Source organism: Roseovarius litoreus, assembly GCF_900142765.1.
Lineage (GTDB): Bacteria > Pseudomonadota > Alphaproteobacteria > Rhodobacterales > Rhodobacteraceae > Roseovarius > Roseovarius litoreus.
This window is the reverse complement of sequence record NZ_FRCB01000009.1, coordinates 147,506-160,893: the sequence shown is the minus strand read 5'-3', so window position 1 is coordinate 160,893 and position 13,388 is coordinate 147,506. Positions and strand designations below refer to the sequence as shown.

Below are 13,388 nucleotides of genomic sequence, written 5' to 3'. Positions count from 1 at the left end.
TTAAGGCGCGCCGCGCAGGTTCGGTATTCGGGGTTCGGCACTGTGACCGGCTTGCATCGCGGGGGGCATCGGCCCGCCGGTGGCCCAGTCCAGCAGTTCGACGGTATGGACGACGGGAATGCCGGTGGCCGAGCCGATCTGCATCATGCAGCCGATATTGCCTGCGGCGATCACATCGGGGTTGCGGGCCTCGAGGGTGCGGACCTTGCGCGCTTTCAGTTGGCGCGAGATCTCGGGCTGCATCAGGTTGTAGGTGCCCGCGCTGCCGCAGCACAGGTGGCTGTCGGCGGGTTCGACCACGGTGAAGCCCGCGCGCTTGAGCAGGTCCTTGGGATAGGTCTTGATCTGCTGGCCATGCTGGAGCGAACAGGCGGCGTGATAGGCGACGGTCATTTCGCGCGGAGCGCCCTCGGGCAGATCGAGCTGCATCAGAAGCTCGCTGATATCGCAGGCAAGACCGGCCACGGTGGCGGCCTGTTCAGCCAGGGCGTGATCGCGGAACATATGGCCGTAATCCTTGACCGTGGTGCCGCAGCCCGAGGTGTTGATGACGACGGCATCCAGCCCCTTGCCCTCGATCTCGCGGGTCCAGGCGCGGATGTTGCGGGCGGCGGTGCGGTGGCTTTCGTCAGTCTTGCCCATGTGATGCGTCAGCGCCCCGCAGCAGCCCGCGCCTTCGGCAATGACCACCTCACAGCCCAGACGGGTCAGCAAGCGGATGGTGGCGTCATTGATGTCGGTGTTCAGCGCCCGTTGCGCGCAGCCGGTCATAAGCGCCACACGCTTGCGCGGGGTACCATGGGCGGCAAAGGTCTGCGGATCGTCATTGCGGCTGACGGGGGGTACCTGTTTGGGCGCCATTTCGAGCATCGCCCGAAGCCGGGCATCGGGCATCAGCGCCGCGAAGGGCCTGCCGATCTTGGCCCCCAGAAGTGCCACGCGGAAGCGCATCGGATAGGGCAGGATCCGCGCCAGGATCCAGCGCAGGGCGCGATCCCCGAAGGGGCGCTTGTAGCGCTTTTCGATATAGTCGCGGGCGTGATCCACGAGATGCATGTAATGCACGCCCGATGGACAGGTCGTCATGCAGGCAAGGCAGCTCAGGCAGCGGTCGATATGCTTGACGGTCTTTTCATCGGGCACACGCTCGTTTTCCAGCATGTCCTTGATCAGATAGATGCGGCCACGGGGGCTGTCGAGCTCGTCGCCGAGCACCTGATAGGTCGGGCATGTGGCGGTGCAGAAGCCGCAATGCACACAGGCGCGCAGGATCTGATTGGAGCGCGCGATGGCGGGGTCTTGCAGTTGTTCAGCCGTGAATTCGGTTTTCATCGTTCGCTCACCATTTGTGCCGTGTAGAGCCCGAACCAGGGCAGTGTCGTGGCCATTGCGCCGATGGCATGCGCCCACCGAAGGGTGGCGGCGTCCTGCACCCGGGCGCGGATCGCCAGCATGCACAGCGCCAGCACAGCAATCCACGCCAGCCAAAGTGCCGCCAGCGGCACAAGGGCTTGCGCCGTTGCGCCAAGACCGGGCGTGACCGCACCCGATTTCACCGCGAAGGCCAAGCCGGTACAGCCGCCCGCGAGCACCCACAAGGAAGCCACCCCGCGCATATCGGGCGATAGGCGGCACAAGCCGATGAACAGCGCCGGACCAACGCCGAAGATCAGAAGAAAGGTCAGCGCCAGTGTCATGCGGTCTGTCCCATCAGCCCGGGGTTGAACAGCCCGTTCGGATCGAACTTCAGGCGCAGCCCGTCCTGCAGCGCGGCCACCGGCGCGGGCAGCGGATGAAACACGCCCGCGTTGCGATTGCCCCGGATCAGAGTGGCATGGCCGCCCGCATCGTCCACGGGCTGGCGGATCACGGCGGGGGCTGTACCTTGGGGGACCAGAAGCCAGATCAGCCCCCCGCCCCAGTCGTAAAGCGCCTCGGCGCCCGGCACCGACGCCACGATCCCCGGCGCATCGGAGGGTTTGACCGACAACCGCCAGACATCGCCCGGACGGTCGTGGAACACCGTCACATCACGCAGATCTTGCCAAAGGGCGCGGTTGGCGGCGGTATCGTGGTCAAAAAGCACCTCACCGAAGCCGGCCAGCAGTTTTTGCAACTCGGCCGCGCGATAGGCGACGGATGCTTCGGAGCCTTCGATCCGGATCAGGGTGCGGGCGGCGCCCTGCGCCTGTGGCAGATGCACGGCGCCTGTCACCTCGAAGGGCGAGCCAAGAGCGCGCGACAGCGCCGCAACCGCCGATACATCATCCAGCCCAAGGATCGACAAGGTGGCGGTGGTGACGGTATCCGGCAGCACCTTGAGGGCCACTTCGGTCAGGATGCCAAGGGTGCCGTAGCTTCCGGCCAGCAGCTTGACCAGATCATAGCCGGTCACGTTCTTCATCACGCGGCCGCCATTGCGGATCACCTGTCCCGACCCATCGACGAAGCGGACGCCCAAAAGGAAATCGCGCGCGGCACCTGCCTGAATACGGCGCGGCCCGGAGACATTCGCGCCGATCACACCGCCGATCGTCGGCTCTCCCTTGGTGCCCAGAAGGCCGCGATGGTCCATCGGCTCGAAGGCGAGGCGCTGATTTTCAGCGGCAAGGGCGGCTTCGACTTCGGCCACAGGGGTGCCGGCACGCACCACAAGGGTCAGAGACCCCGGCTCATAGAGTTCGATGCCGGACAATCCCGCCGTGCTGAGCGGGGTGCCGTTGGTTGGCCCGCCGATCGGACGGGTGCCGCCGCCCTGTACGTGAAAGGGCGTGTCGGCACTGGCGACGATGGCGGCAAGATCGGCCTCGCTCTCGGGGGTGAGGATGGTCATTGCGGTGATACTCCGAGGCAGGCGTCGCAGGCGGATGGACGGCAAGGCGCCGTCATTCGGCGGCGATACGGTGGGATTCGCTGGATTGTAGCGGGAAGACCTTGGCCGGGTTCAAGAGCCATTTCGGATCGAACACGTCCTTGACCGCCATCTGCATTTCCAGATCCTGAGGCGCGTATTGATCGACCATCAGATCGCGCTTTTCGATGCCGACACCGTGTTCGCCGGTCAGGCAGCCGCCCACCTCGACACAAAGCTTGAGGATCTCGGCGCCGAACGCCTCGCAGAGTTCCAGATCGCCGGGCTTGTTGGCGTCGAACAGGATCAGCGGGTGCATGTTGCCGTCACCGGCATGGAACACATTGGCCACATCGAGACCGAACTCCTTGGACATCTCGCCGATCCGCTTGAGGACGAAAGGCAGCTGACTGACCGGGATGGTGCCGTCGAGGCACATGTAATCGTTGATCTGGCCCATGGCGCCGAAGGCGGATTTGCGACCCAGCCAGATGCGGGCGCTTTCCTCGGCGGAGGTGCTTTGACGCAATTCCACCGGATTGTGGGTGCGGGCGATCGCCATGATGGTTTCAAGCTGCTCGTCGATTTCGGCGTCCGAGCCTTCGACCTCGACGATCAGAAGCGCCTCGCAATCGGGGTAGCCGGCCTTGGCGAACGCCTCGCAGGCGCGGATGCAGGGGCGGTCCATGAACTCGATCGCGACCGGCAGGACACCGGCCTTGATGATGTCCGAGACGCATTGGCCCGCCACCTCGTTGCTGTCGAAGCCCATAAGGACCGGGCGGGCGCCTTCGGGTTTGTGAAGGATGCGAAGGGTGGCTTCGGTGACCACGCCAAGCTGCCCTTCGGAGCCGCAGATCAGGCCCAGGAGATCATAGCCCGGCGCATCGAGATGCGCGCCCCCAAGTTCCATGATGGTGCCATCCATCAACACCATCGTGACGCCCATGAGGTTGTTCGTGGTCACGCCGTATTTCAGGCAATGCGCGCCGCCTGAATTCATGGCGATGTTGCCGGCGATGGCGCAGGCCAGCTGGCTGGAGGGGTCGGGGGCATAGAAGAACCCATGCTCCTCGACGGCGCCGGTCACGGACAGATTGGTGCGGCCGGTCTGTACCTTGATGAACCGGTTGTCATAGTCGGTGTCGAGCACGTCATTGAGACGCGCCACGCCAAGGATCACGCTGTCGGCGGTAGGCAGGGCGCCACCGGCCAGAGATGTGCCCGAGCCGCGCGGCACCACCGGCACGCCCATCGCGTGGCAGATGCGCAGGGCATCCGAGACCTGCTGCGTGGAGGAGGGCAGGATCGCGGCCAGCGGCGGACATTTGTAGGCAGTGAGCGCGTCGCATTCGTAGGCACGGGTTTCGGACGGATCGGAGATCACCGCATCCGCGGGCAATACCTCCAGCATGCGCGAGACCAGCTCGGCCTTGCGCGCAATGATGTCCGGGTTGGGACGTGGCATTTCCATCGGCGATCCTCCCTATTGGTAATAAAATATAACCAATTTCAGCGGCTGGCAAGTTGTTCTTGTCGGCTGTATCGTGCCCGCATGAATTGGATGGATCGCCTGAGCTTGTTTTCGACATTGGATTATGTCGCTGCCACCGTGCTGTTCGGCGGGTGGATCATTATCGGTTATGTAATTGAAAATCCACCACGAAAATATCCCTCGGTGTCGGTTCTGATGGCTCAGTACCGGCGGGAATGGCTGGTGCAGATGATCACGCGGGATCCGCGCATATTCGACGCGCAGATCCTTGCGACGCTCAGACAGGGCACCTCTTTTTTCGCCTCGGCCACGATGATCGCGATCGGCGGGTGCTTTGCGCTTTTCGGGAACATGGAGAGATTCATCGGGGTCGCCAAAGACCTGACACTGGGCGCGGATCCGAGGATCGTCTGGGAGGTCAAGGTTCTGGTGCTGATCCTTTTCCTCGCCAACGGGTTTCTCAAGTTCGTCTGGTCAAACCGGCTGTTCGGCTATTGCGCCGTGCTGATGGCGGCGGTGCCGAACGAGGCCGACAATCCTCTGGCGGCGAAGCGCGCCGCAAAGGCAGGAGAGATCAACATCACCGCGGCCAAAAGTTTCAACCGTGGGCTGCGGTCGGTGTATTTCGCGCTGGCGGCGACGGTCTGGCTGTTGGGTGCGGAGGCGCTGATCGTAGCGGCGGGCCTGACCTGCCTCGTGCTGCTGCGCCGGGAATTCGCGTCGCATTCGCGCACCGTTCTGATGGAACCTGAAAGCTCCGGCGGAACCAACTGACGGGATAGGGCGGCACGGATCACCGCGCCGCCCCGAACCCTATCGCTGCCCACCCCCTATCAAGGGCGCGCGCTGGACTTGCGTCAATGCGCAAGCCCGTTGCCGTTGAACCCCGGATACGCCGCTGCGCCATTCCGCTGCGTGTCATTCTGCGAACGGAGCGGCTGCGGACCGCCGGCCTTGGCCGTGGCGTCGGTATGGAAGCTATCGATCTCGCCGGCAAGGCTGGCCGATGCTTGCGACAGAAGCCGCGAGGCTGACGTGCTTTGGACCACCATTTCGGCATTTTCCTGCGTCACGCGGTCAAGCTGACAGATGGCGCTGTTGATCTGCGACAGGGTCGCGGACTGGTCACTGAAGCCATGCGCGATACGTCCGACGATTTCGGAAAGCCCGCCGACACCATCGAAAATTTCACCCAGATCCTGACCGGCGCGATTCACCAGATCCACCCCGTCCGAGACATGGCGCGCGCTTTCGGCGATCAGCTCGGCGATTTCGCGCGCGGAGTCCGAACTGCGCTGCGCAAGCTGGCGCACCTCGGAGGCGACAACGGCGAACCCACGCCCGGCAGGACCGGCACGGGCGGCTTCGATCGCGGCGTTGAGCGCCAGAAGGTTGGTCTGCACCGAGATCGCATCGATCGCCGTGACGATGTTCGAGATGCGGCCAGAGGATTTCTGAATGAGGGTCATCGCCTCCATCACCTCTTCGACAAGCCGGCTGCTGCCTTCGGTCTTGGAACTGGAGGTGCTGGCGATCACATTAGCGCGCTGCGCCTCTTCGGAGGCGACGCGCACGGTTTCGGTGAGTTGTTCGACGGTAGCGGCTGTCTGGCTGAGCGCGGCGGATTGTGTCGATGTACGCTCGGACAGGTTTTCGGACGACAGCTGCACCTGATCGCTGATTTTCCGAACCGTGCCTGTCACGGACGAGACGCGCCCAAGAAGAGCATTCCAGCCTTCGACCGTGTTGTTGAACGCCTCACCAAGGATCCCGACGTCCGGAAGCTTGCTGACCTTGACGCGATGGGTCAGATCGCCATCACGCAGACGGTCAAGGGCTTTGGCCACATCCTCGATCGCTTCGCGGCGTTCGGTGATGTCAGTGGCGATCTTGACGACTCGGATGACCTTGCGGGACTCGTCGAAGACGGGCGCATAGGTCGCCTGAATCCAGAGCCTGCGGCCTGTCCGGGTGCGGCGCGGAAATTGATCCGAAAAACTGTGACCTTCGCGAAGACGCTCCCAGAACCGGGAATAATCGCTGCTGCGGGCGTATTCGGGATCGACGAAAATCCGGTGATGGTTGCCGGCCACGTCTTCTGCGCGGTATTCGACCGCTGCGAGAAAATTCTTGTTCGCCTCGATAATGGTGCCATCGACGGTGAAATGAATGACCGCCTGGGTGCGATTGACCATATCCAGCAGTGCTGAGTCAGCCTCGCTCAGGGGTCCAGCGGATGAAATATCGAGTGTCACTTTGAGGTCCTTTGTGTGCATGTCTCACCGAAGAGAACGGCACATGGACTCGATGTTTTAGCATGAAATGAATCGCTTAGCGTCGGCCTTCGCGCAGCCAGCCTCCGAGAATGAGGCCGGAGATGAGCAGCAACACCGCCCAGGCGGGCAAAAGCGGGGTCTGAGTGACCGAGGCGGTTTCGAACGCACCGCGCGGCGTGATGCCGATCCAGCCACGACCCGATGCCGGACGTCCCTCGCGGACCTCGCGGATGCGCGGCAGCCCGTCCTCCAAAGCCTTTGCGCCGCCGCCGGTGCGCTCCAGCACCGGTTGCAGGGCCGAGGCGCTTGCGATGGTCTGTTCGAATTCCACGGGTGCTGCGGGGCCAAGCCCGATCACGGCGGATTGTTCGCCGTTTTCCAGCCGGTAGAGGCCGATCTCGGGGCCGTCATACAGCGTCTCGAAGCGGCCGGGACTGACTTCTTCGAGGTCCCTCTCGATCGTGTCACCCGACGGTGTGGTGATCGTGACAGGCCCGACATCATCGGTGAGCGAGCGACGGATCACGCGCATCTGCTGGCCCGTTGCCTCGGCCCAAAGCGCCTCTTCCTCGAGCTCGGGTTCCTTCATCATCCAATGGGCAAGGCGGCGCAGCAATTCCAGTTGCGGGCCGCCGCCCTCATAGCCCCGGTTCCACAGCCATGCATGGTCCGAGGCCAGAAGCGCCACACGCCCTTCGCCGACGCGGTCGAGCACCAGAAGCGGACGGTCATCCTTGCCGGTCATGACCACATCGCCGGTGGCTTGCTCCACCTCGATCTGACGCATCCAGCGCCCCCATTCGCCATCATATTCCTGCTCCAGCCCGGCGGTCACGGGGTGACGCTGACCCAGTTCGGACACTTTGGGGCGATAGCGTTCTTCCAGAACACGGGCCGTCGGGCGGGCCGGGACGATCGATTCAAGCGGCGTGCGATACAGGCTGTCGGCCGAAGCGAAATCGGGGCCAGCCGCAATCAGCACCGCGCCGCCCCGTTCGACATAGTTGCGCACATTGTCCAGATAGATCGACGGCAGGATGCCACGCCGCTTGTAGCGGTCGAAGATGATGAGGTCGAAATCCTCGATCTTTTCGAGAAACAGCTCGCGGGTGGGAAAGGCGATCAGCGAGAGTTCGCGGACCGGCACGCCATCCTGTTTCTCTGGGGGGCGCAGGATGGTGAAATGCACCAGATCGACCGAGCTGTCGGATTTCAGAAGATTGCGCCATGTGCGCCCGCCTGCATGAGGCTCGCCCGAGACCAGGAGAACCGACAGACGGTCGCGCACGCCGTTGATCTGCACCAGCGCGGTATTGTTGCGGTCGGTCAACTCGCCCTCGACGAAGGGGGTGGTGAATTGCAGCACATTGCGCCCGCCATGCGGCAGGGTCAGCGGCAGGTCGACTTCGCGGCCAAGGGGCACTTCGAAGCGCCGCGGTTCGGCGCCATCGACCGAGATGTCGAGCGGCACGTTGCGGACATCTTCGGGGGCGGAGCCGTCATCGGTGATGGTCAGGGTTAGGATCACTTCCTCGCCCAGAATGGCGAAGGCCGGGGCGTTGCGGATCTCGAGGCGGCGGTCCCAATCGGCGGCGCGGCCCGTATGAAGAAGGTGCAGCGGCGCAGGCAGATCGGGGGCGCGGTCGATGTCATGCAATTGGCCATCGGACAGCAGGATCGCCCCGGCGATGCGGCCTCGGGGTTCTTCGGCCAGCGCTTCGGCAAGGGCGGTCATGGCCTGGGTGCCGCTGTTGTCGGCACCGTCGGGCACGGTGATGCGGCGCACCTCGGTGTTGTCGCGCGCCTCGAGCCGGGCTGCCAGATCGTCGGCAGCCGAGCTGGTCATCGCCGCGCGGTCGGCAAGACGCTGGCTGGCGCTTTGGTCTTCGACGATCAGCACGATATCGTTCAAGGGCTGGCGGTCTTCCTGTTGATAGACCGGCCCCATGAGCGCGGCGAGGATCACCAGCCCCGCCAGCGCCCGCAAGGGCCAGCCCGACAGCCCCCTCCAGAGCGCCAGCGCAATGCCGGCGGCCATGATCGCACCAAGCGCAGCAATCAGCCAGACAGGCAAAAGCGGGTCGAAAACGATGCTCGAGGTCATTGGCCCAGCCTGTCCAGAAGTGCGGGGACATGCACCTGATCGGATTTATAGTTGCCGGTCAGCACATGCATGATGAGGTTGACACCGAAGCGGTAGGCCAGTTCGCGCTGCCGCTCCCCGGCATAGCCGCGCCCGACGGGAAAGAGCGGCGCGCCGCGATTGTCCATCGCCCAGGCCGCCGCCCAGTCATTGCCGCCGATCACCACCGGGGTCACGTTGTCGTTGAGATTGCGGAACGGCATTCCCTCGATCCGTTCGGCATCGGCGGGTGCGGCCTCGACCCAGACAGGGCGACCGGAATGGCGGCCGGGGAAATCCTGCAGGAGATAGAAGGTGCGCGTCAGCACATGATCCTCGGGGATCGGCTCGAGAGGCGGGATGTCAAGCGGTTGGGCCAGCCGTTGCAACATCTGACCATTGGGCGAGGATGCGCCGAACCCCGCGACGTTGGCATCACGGGTATCAAAAAGGATCATGCCGCCGGTGCGCAGATAGCTGTTGAGCTTGGCATAGGCCTCTTGCGAGGGGATCGGCTGTTCGGGGGTGACGGGCCAGTAGAGGAACGGGTAAACCGCCAGCTCATCGGTTTCCAGATCAACGCCGATCGGCTCGGACGGCTCGACCGAGGTGCGGAAGAACAGCGTTTCCGACAGGCCCGCAAGACCGGCGCGCGCGGTGTCATCCAACCCGCGGTCGCCGGTGAGCACATGCGCCAGAACCACTTCGGATACGGCCAGCAGTTCCTTGTCCAGCGTCGAAGGCGTCCCCTCTTGCGCGGCGGCGGGGGGCACGGGCAGCATCAGGCCCGGCAGCATCACCGCGCCGAGGACTAATCCCGCGGCACGCGCCGGCAAAAGGCGCCCAGACAGCGCAAGCGATGCCACGATATCCGCCAACAGGATCACCGAGGCCAGCGCCAGAAGCCAGCCGCCAAGCGGCGTTTCCGGCGCACGTGCCAGCCCTTCGACCGGAAGGCGCGAGGGCCATGAAACGGGTGAAAGCACAGTGTCGGCGCGGGTGACATTGAGCGCAAGACGGCGGTCCGGACCATCATAGAGCCCCGGAGGCAGGTTTGGGCCAAGCGCATCCGTGATCAGCCGCTCGCCCGCGATCCCCGGCAAGGTGCCCGCATCGCGCAACTGCCCAAACCCGTCGAGCACCTGAACCGGCTGCCATGTGGTGCCCTGCATCTCGGCCATGTCCGGCAGCGCCACGGCCGAGGACACGGCCAGACGTTCGAGCATCTGCACGAACAGCCCCGACAACGGCAGCGACGACCATTCGGCATTGGCGGTCACATGGAACAGGACCACCTGCCCGGCGCCGACACGCTTTCGGGTGACCAACGGGGTGCCGTCGGTCAGCTGCGCGATCACACGGTCGGCAAGTGTTGGATCGGGCTGCGCCATGACCTGCGCCGAGACGGTCACATCATCACGAATGCTCAGCCCGGCAAAGGGGCTGTCATCAGGGAAGGGCGCAAGCGTCTTCGGCTCACCCCAGCTCATGGCGCCGCCGACGGTGCGCCCACCGGCCCGCAGGCGCACTGGCAGCAGCGGGCTTTCACTGTCGCGCGACACATCCGACGCGGCAAGGCGCGGACCGGCGAACCGCAAGAGAAGCCCGCCCTTGTCCAGCCAGTCCAGCAGGGCCTCTTGCTCGGCGGCGGACAGCACGGCCACATCGGCCAGCACGATCACATCCGGGTTGGCGGGAAGGATATCCATCAGCGCGCCATCCAGCAGATCAGCCGACGGCAACAGCGCCTGTTCCAGGTAATGCAGCGGCGAAAGAAGTTCGAGCCCCTCGCGGTCTTCGCGCCCGGCGATCAGGGCGACCTCGCGGCGCTTGAGGCTGTCATCGGTCAGGCTGACGGCGCCGGCAGTGCCCTGCCCCGCGATCTCGAACCGGGTCAGACGACCGCGCAATTCACCGGGCAAGGACAATTCGCCGGACGCCTCAAGGGCGCTTTCCTCGAAGGTGATCGGCAAGGTCGCCAAAAGACGCGGCACGCCTTGCGGATCGCGGCCATGCGCCTCGACCGTGATGTCGCGCGCAGCACCAGGGGTGGCGCGCAGCGCGCTGAGTTGCACGATCCCGTCCTCGATCACCGCCGGTTTCAACGCGATGATGGGTGCGGGGCTTTCATGCACGGTCACCGGGCCGCGACGCTCGAGCTCGGAGAGCAGCGCATCACGGCCAGGACGCGACAGCCCGTCGGAAAACCAGCGCGTTTCAAATTCCTGCGTGCCCAGCATCGCCAGAGCATCCTGCATCATGGCGGGGGTGGGCGCCCAAGGATCGGGCGCCAGCCCGGACAAACGGCTGCGCCAGTCTTCGGCCGAGCGGAAGGTCACGGGTTCGGGATCGGTCAGGCGAAGTATGGCGACGGGCCTTGAGGCCCGGCCCGCCTCGGACAGGAGCCCATCCAGCAGACCCGTCTGCGCGGCGTGATCGCGGGCGCTGGCCCAGCTGGCATCCATCACGATCAGAAGCGGGCCGGTGCGCGCCGCATCATCGGCACTGCGCGGATTGAGCACCGGCCCGGCCAGACCCACGATCACCGCTGCCACCGCCAGCATCCGCAACAGCAAAAGCCACCACGGCGTGCGGTCGGTCACGGTGTCGTCGTCCTTCAGCCCAAGAAGCAGCGCCACACCGGGAAACCGGCGCCGGATCGGTGCGGGCGGCACGGCGCGCAGCAGGATCCACAGGATCGGCAGCGCAGCCAGCGCGAGCAGAAGCCAGGGCGCGGTAAATCCGATGGGGCCCAGCATCATCGCGACATCCCCCCGTCAAAGGCGCGATAAAGCCACAACAGCGCCGATTGCGCCGGATCCGAGCTGTGGTGAAGCCCGTAATGCCAGCCAGTTGCGGCGCAAAGCGATTGCAGCTCGGCCTTACGCTCGGCCAGCCGTTCGAGATACCGGTCACGCAGATCCGACGCCTTGAGCGTTTCATGCGCCATGGTGCCGCCCATGCTTTCGAAGATGGTGCGCCCACGATAGGGAAACGCCTCTTCGGCGGGGTCCAGAAGGTGGAGAAGTACACCTTGCACGCCACGATCGGCTGCGCTGGTCAGGGCGGCGCGCACGGCATCGATGGAGCCGAGGAAATCCGAGATGAAGAGCGCGCGGCCATGCGGGAGAAGGCCGTTGAGATCGGGCGTGCCGTAATCCTCATCGCTCTCTTGCGTGAGCGCCTCGGCCAGCCGGAGGATCTGGGTTTCCCCCCGGCGCGGCGGCAGAGCCTGACCGGTCAGGCCGACACGTTCGCCCGCGCGGTTGAGCAGGATCGACACCGCAAGCGCCAGAACCCGCGCGCGATCCGCCTTTTCGGGCAGGCTCGCATCCGAGGAAAACCGCATCGAGGCCGCGTCATCCACCCAGATCATCACGCTTTGTGCGATCTGCCATTCCAGTTGCCGGACGAATTGCGCATCGGACTTGCCAGAGCGGCGCCAGTCGATGTCGCGGCGCGCGTCGCCCGGCATCACTGGGCGGTATTGCCAGAAATCGTTGCCCATGCCCGCACGCCTGCGCCCATGTTCGCCCAAAAGCACGGTCCCGGCCAAATGCTCGGCCCGCGCCAGAAGCGGCGGCAGCGGGGCGGCTTCGGCCTCGGATCTGGCGCGAAGATGGGCGGCGTCGGTCACGCTGCGGCCTCGACCCGTGTGATCTGCGAGACGGTTTCGGCGATCAGGCCTTCAAGGCTTTCGCCACGGGCGCGGGCCGCGAAATTCAGCGCCATACGATGCGCAAGCACCGGCTGGGCCATCGCCGCCACATCGTCGAGGTCGGGCACCAGACGCCCCTGCAGCATGGCCCGCGCACGCACCGTCAGCATCAGGGCCTGTGCCGCACGAGGACCGGGGCCCCATGCCACATCCTTGCGGACGGCCTCGGGGGCGGTTGCGTCTTCGGGACGGAAGGCGCGCACCAGATCGAGGATCGTCTCGACAACCGATTCCCCCACAGGCATCCGGCGCAGCAGCTTTTGCGCCGCGATCAGCTGGGCCGCGTCGAACACCTGATGGGACGTCGCCTCTTCGGCGCCGGTGGTGGCCAACAGGATGCCACGCTCGGTGTCGCGGTCGGGATAGGGCACGTCGATCTGCACCAGAAAGCGGTCAAGCTGCGCCTCGGGCAAGGGATAGGTGCCTTCCTGTTCGATGGGGTTCTGCGTGGCGAGAACATGGAACGGCGCGTCGAGGGGCCGATCCTCGCCGGCGACGGTCACCTGTCGTTCCTGCATCGCCTGCAGCAACGCCGATTGCGTCCGAGGGCTGGCGCGGTTGATCTCGTCGGCCATCAGCAGCTGGCAGAAGATCGGGCCGGGAATGAACTTGAACGCCCGCCCGCCATCTGCCGCGGTTTCCAGCACCTCTGAGCCGAGAATGTCGGCCGGCATCAGATCGGGCGTGAACTGGACGCGATTGGCATTGAGGCCCATCACCGTACTGAGCGTTTCCACAAGCCGCGTCTTGCCCAGACCCGGAAGGCCGATCAGAAGCCCATGGCCACCGCATAAAAGCGCCGACAGGGACAGATCGACCACCCGCTCCTGTCCGATGAAGCGGCGGGTGATCGAGGCGCGCGCCTGCGCCAGTTTGTCTTCCAGCGCTTCAATACCGGCAAGCAGATCGGCGTCATCGGTCATGGC

General features: G+C 65.0%; 10 protein-coding genes. 1 reads left to right on the top strand and 9 read right to left on the bottom strand.

The window, feature by feature from the left end:
- Genes glcF through F3H35_RS15990 form a run of 4 tightly spaced genes read right to left on the bottom strand, consistent with a single transcriptional unit; the run spans position 1 to position 4,325 of the window.
- Positions 1-1,332 carry a glycolate oxidase subunit GlcF gene (gene glcF / locus F3H35_RS16005; RefSeq protein WP_149780544.1) on the bottom strand — a complete coding sequence of 444 codons (1,332 nt, stop codon included), beginning with the start codon at positions 1,330-1,332 and terminating at the stop codon, positions 1-3.
- On the bottom strand, positions 1,329-1,697 hold the full coding sequence (locus F3H35_RS16000; RefSeq protein WP_149780543.1) for a hypothetical protein: 369 nt from the start codon (positions 1,695-1,697) through the stop codon (positions 1,329-1,331). Before F3H35_RS16000 ends, glcF begins: the two co-directional genes overlap by 4 nt.
- Positions 1,694-2,833 (bottom strand): glycolate oxidase subunit GlcE, encoded by a 1,140-nt coding sequence (gene glcE, locus F3H35_RS15995; protein ID WP_149780542.1) that lies wholly within the window; start codon positions 2,831-2,833, stop codon positions 1,694-1,696. The genes F3H35_RS16000 and glcE overlap by 4 nt, the downstream gene beginning before the upstream one ends.
- Before the next feature lie 52 nt (positions 2,834-2,885).
- Positions 2,886-4,325, bottom strand: coding sequence for an FAD-linked oxidase C-terminal domain-containing protein (locus F3H35_RS15990; RefSeq protein ID WP_149780541.1), 1,440 nt, complete (start codon positions 4,323-4,325; stop codon positions 2,886-2,888).
- An 81-nt stretch (positions 4,326-4,406) separates the two neighbouring features.
- Here F3H35_RS15990 and F3H35_RS15985 point away from each other — a divergent pair, with 81 nt between their 5' ends.
- Complete coding sequence (locus F3H35_RS15985) at positions 4,407-5,120, top strand: DUF599 domain-containing protein (RefSeq protein ID WP_149780540.1); 714 nt, start codon at positions 4,407-4,409, stop codon at positions 5,118-5,120.
- 83 nt (positions 5,121-5,203) lie between these two features.
- On the opposite strand, the gene F3H35_RS15980 is transcribed toward F3H35_RS15985, so the two are convergent.
- From F3H35_RS15980 to F3H35_RS15960, 5 genes are all read right to left on the bottom strand, one after another.
- Complete coding sequence (locus tag F3H35_RS15980; RefSeq protein WP_223228447.1) at positions 5,204-6,601, bottom strand: methyl-accepting chemotaxis protein; 1,398 nt, start codon at positions 6,599-6,601, stop codon at positions 5,204-5,206.
- A 76-nt stretch (positions 6,602-6,677) separates the two neighbouring features.
- Entirely contained in the window at positions 6,678-8,726 is a 2,049-nt protein-coding gene (locus F3H35_RS15975; protein ID WP_149780538.1) for a hypothetical protein, read from the bottom strand.
- A complete protein-coding gene (locus tag F3H35_RS15970) occupies positions 8,723-11,506 on the bottom strand; it encodes a DUF4159 domain-containing protein (protein WP_149780537.1) in 2,784 nt (927 codons plus the stop codon). The genes F3H35_RS15975 and F3H35_RS15970 overlap by 4 nt, the downstream gene beginning before the upstream one ends.
- On the bottom strand, positions 11,503-12,381 hold the full coding sequence (locus F3H35_RS15965; protein ID WP_149780536.1) for a DUF58 domain-containing protein: 879 nt from the start codon (positions 12,379-12,381) through the stop codon (positions 11,503-11,505). The genes F3H35_RS15970 and F3H35_RS15965 overlap by 4 nt, the downstream gene beginning before the upstream one ends.
- A complete protein-coding gene (locus F3H35_RS15960) occupies positions 12,378-13,385 on the bottom strand; it encodes an AAA family ATPase (RefSeq protein ID WP_149780535.1) in 1,008 nt (335 codons plus the stop codon). The genes F3H35_RS15965 and F3H35_RS15960 overlap by 4 nt, the downstream gene beginning before the upstream one ends.
- Positions 13,386-13,388: the final 3 nt, after the last annotated feature.

What these genes read in the sequence shown, in the direction of transcription:
- glcF (WP_149780544.1), bottom strand. Translation starts at nt 1,332, where the DNA reads ATGAAAACCGAATTCACGGCTGAACAACTGCAAGACCCCGCCATCGCG.
- F3H35_RS16000 (WP_149780543.1), bottom strand. Translation starts at nt 1,697, where the DNA reads ATGACACTGGCGCTGACCTTTCTTCTGATCTTCGGCGTTGGTCCGGCG.
- glcE (WP_149780542.1), bottom strand. Translation starts at nt 2,833, where the DNA reads ATGACCATCCTCACCCCCGAGAGCGAGGCCGATCTTGCCGCCATCGTC.
- F3H35_RS15990 (WP_149780541.1), bottom strand. Translation starts at nt 4,325, where the DNA reads ATGGAAATGCCACGTCCCAACCCGGACATCATTGCGCGCAAGGCCGAG.
- F3H35_RS15985 (WP_149780540.1), top strand. Translation starts at nt 4,407, where the DNA reads ATGAATTGGATGGATCGCCTGAGCTTGTTTTCGACATTGGATTATGTC.
- F3H35_RS15975 (WP_149780538.1), bottom strand. Translation starts at nt 8,726, where the DNA reads ATGACCTCGAGCATCGTTTTCGACCCGCTTTTGCCTGTCTGGCTGATT.
- F3H35_RS15970 (WP_149780537.1), bottom strand. Translation starts at nt 11,506, where the DNA reads ATGATGCTGGGCCCCATCGGATTTACCGCGCCCTGGCTTCTGCTCGCG.
- F3H35_RS15960 (WP_149780535.1), bottom strand. Translation starts at nt 13,385, where the DNA reads ATGACCGATGACGCCGATCTGCTTGCCGGTATTGAAGCGCTGGAAGAC.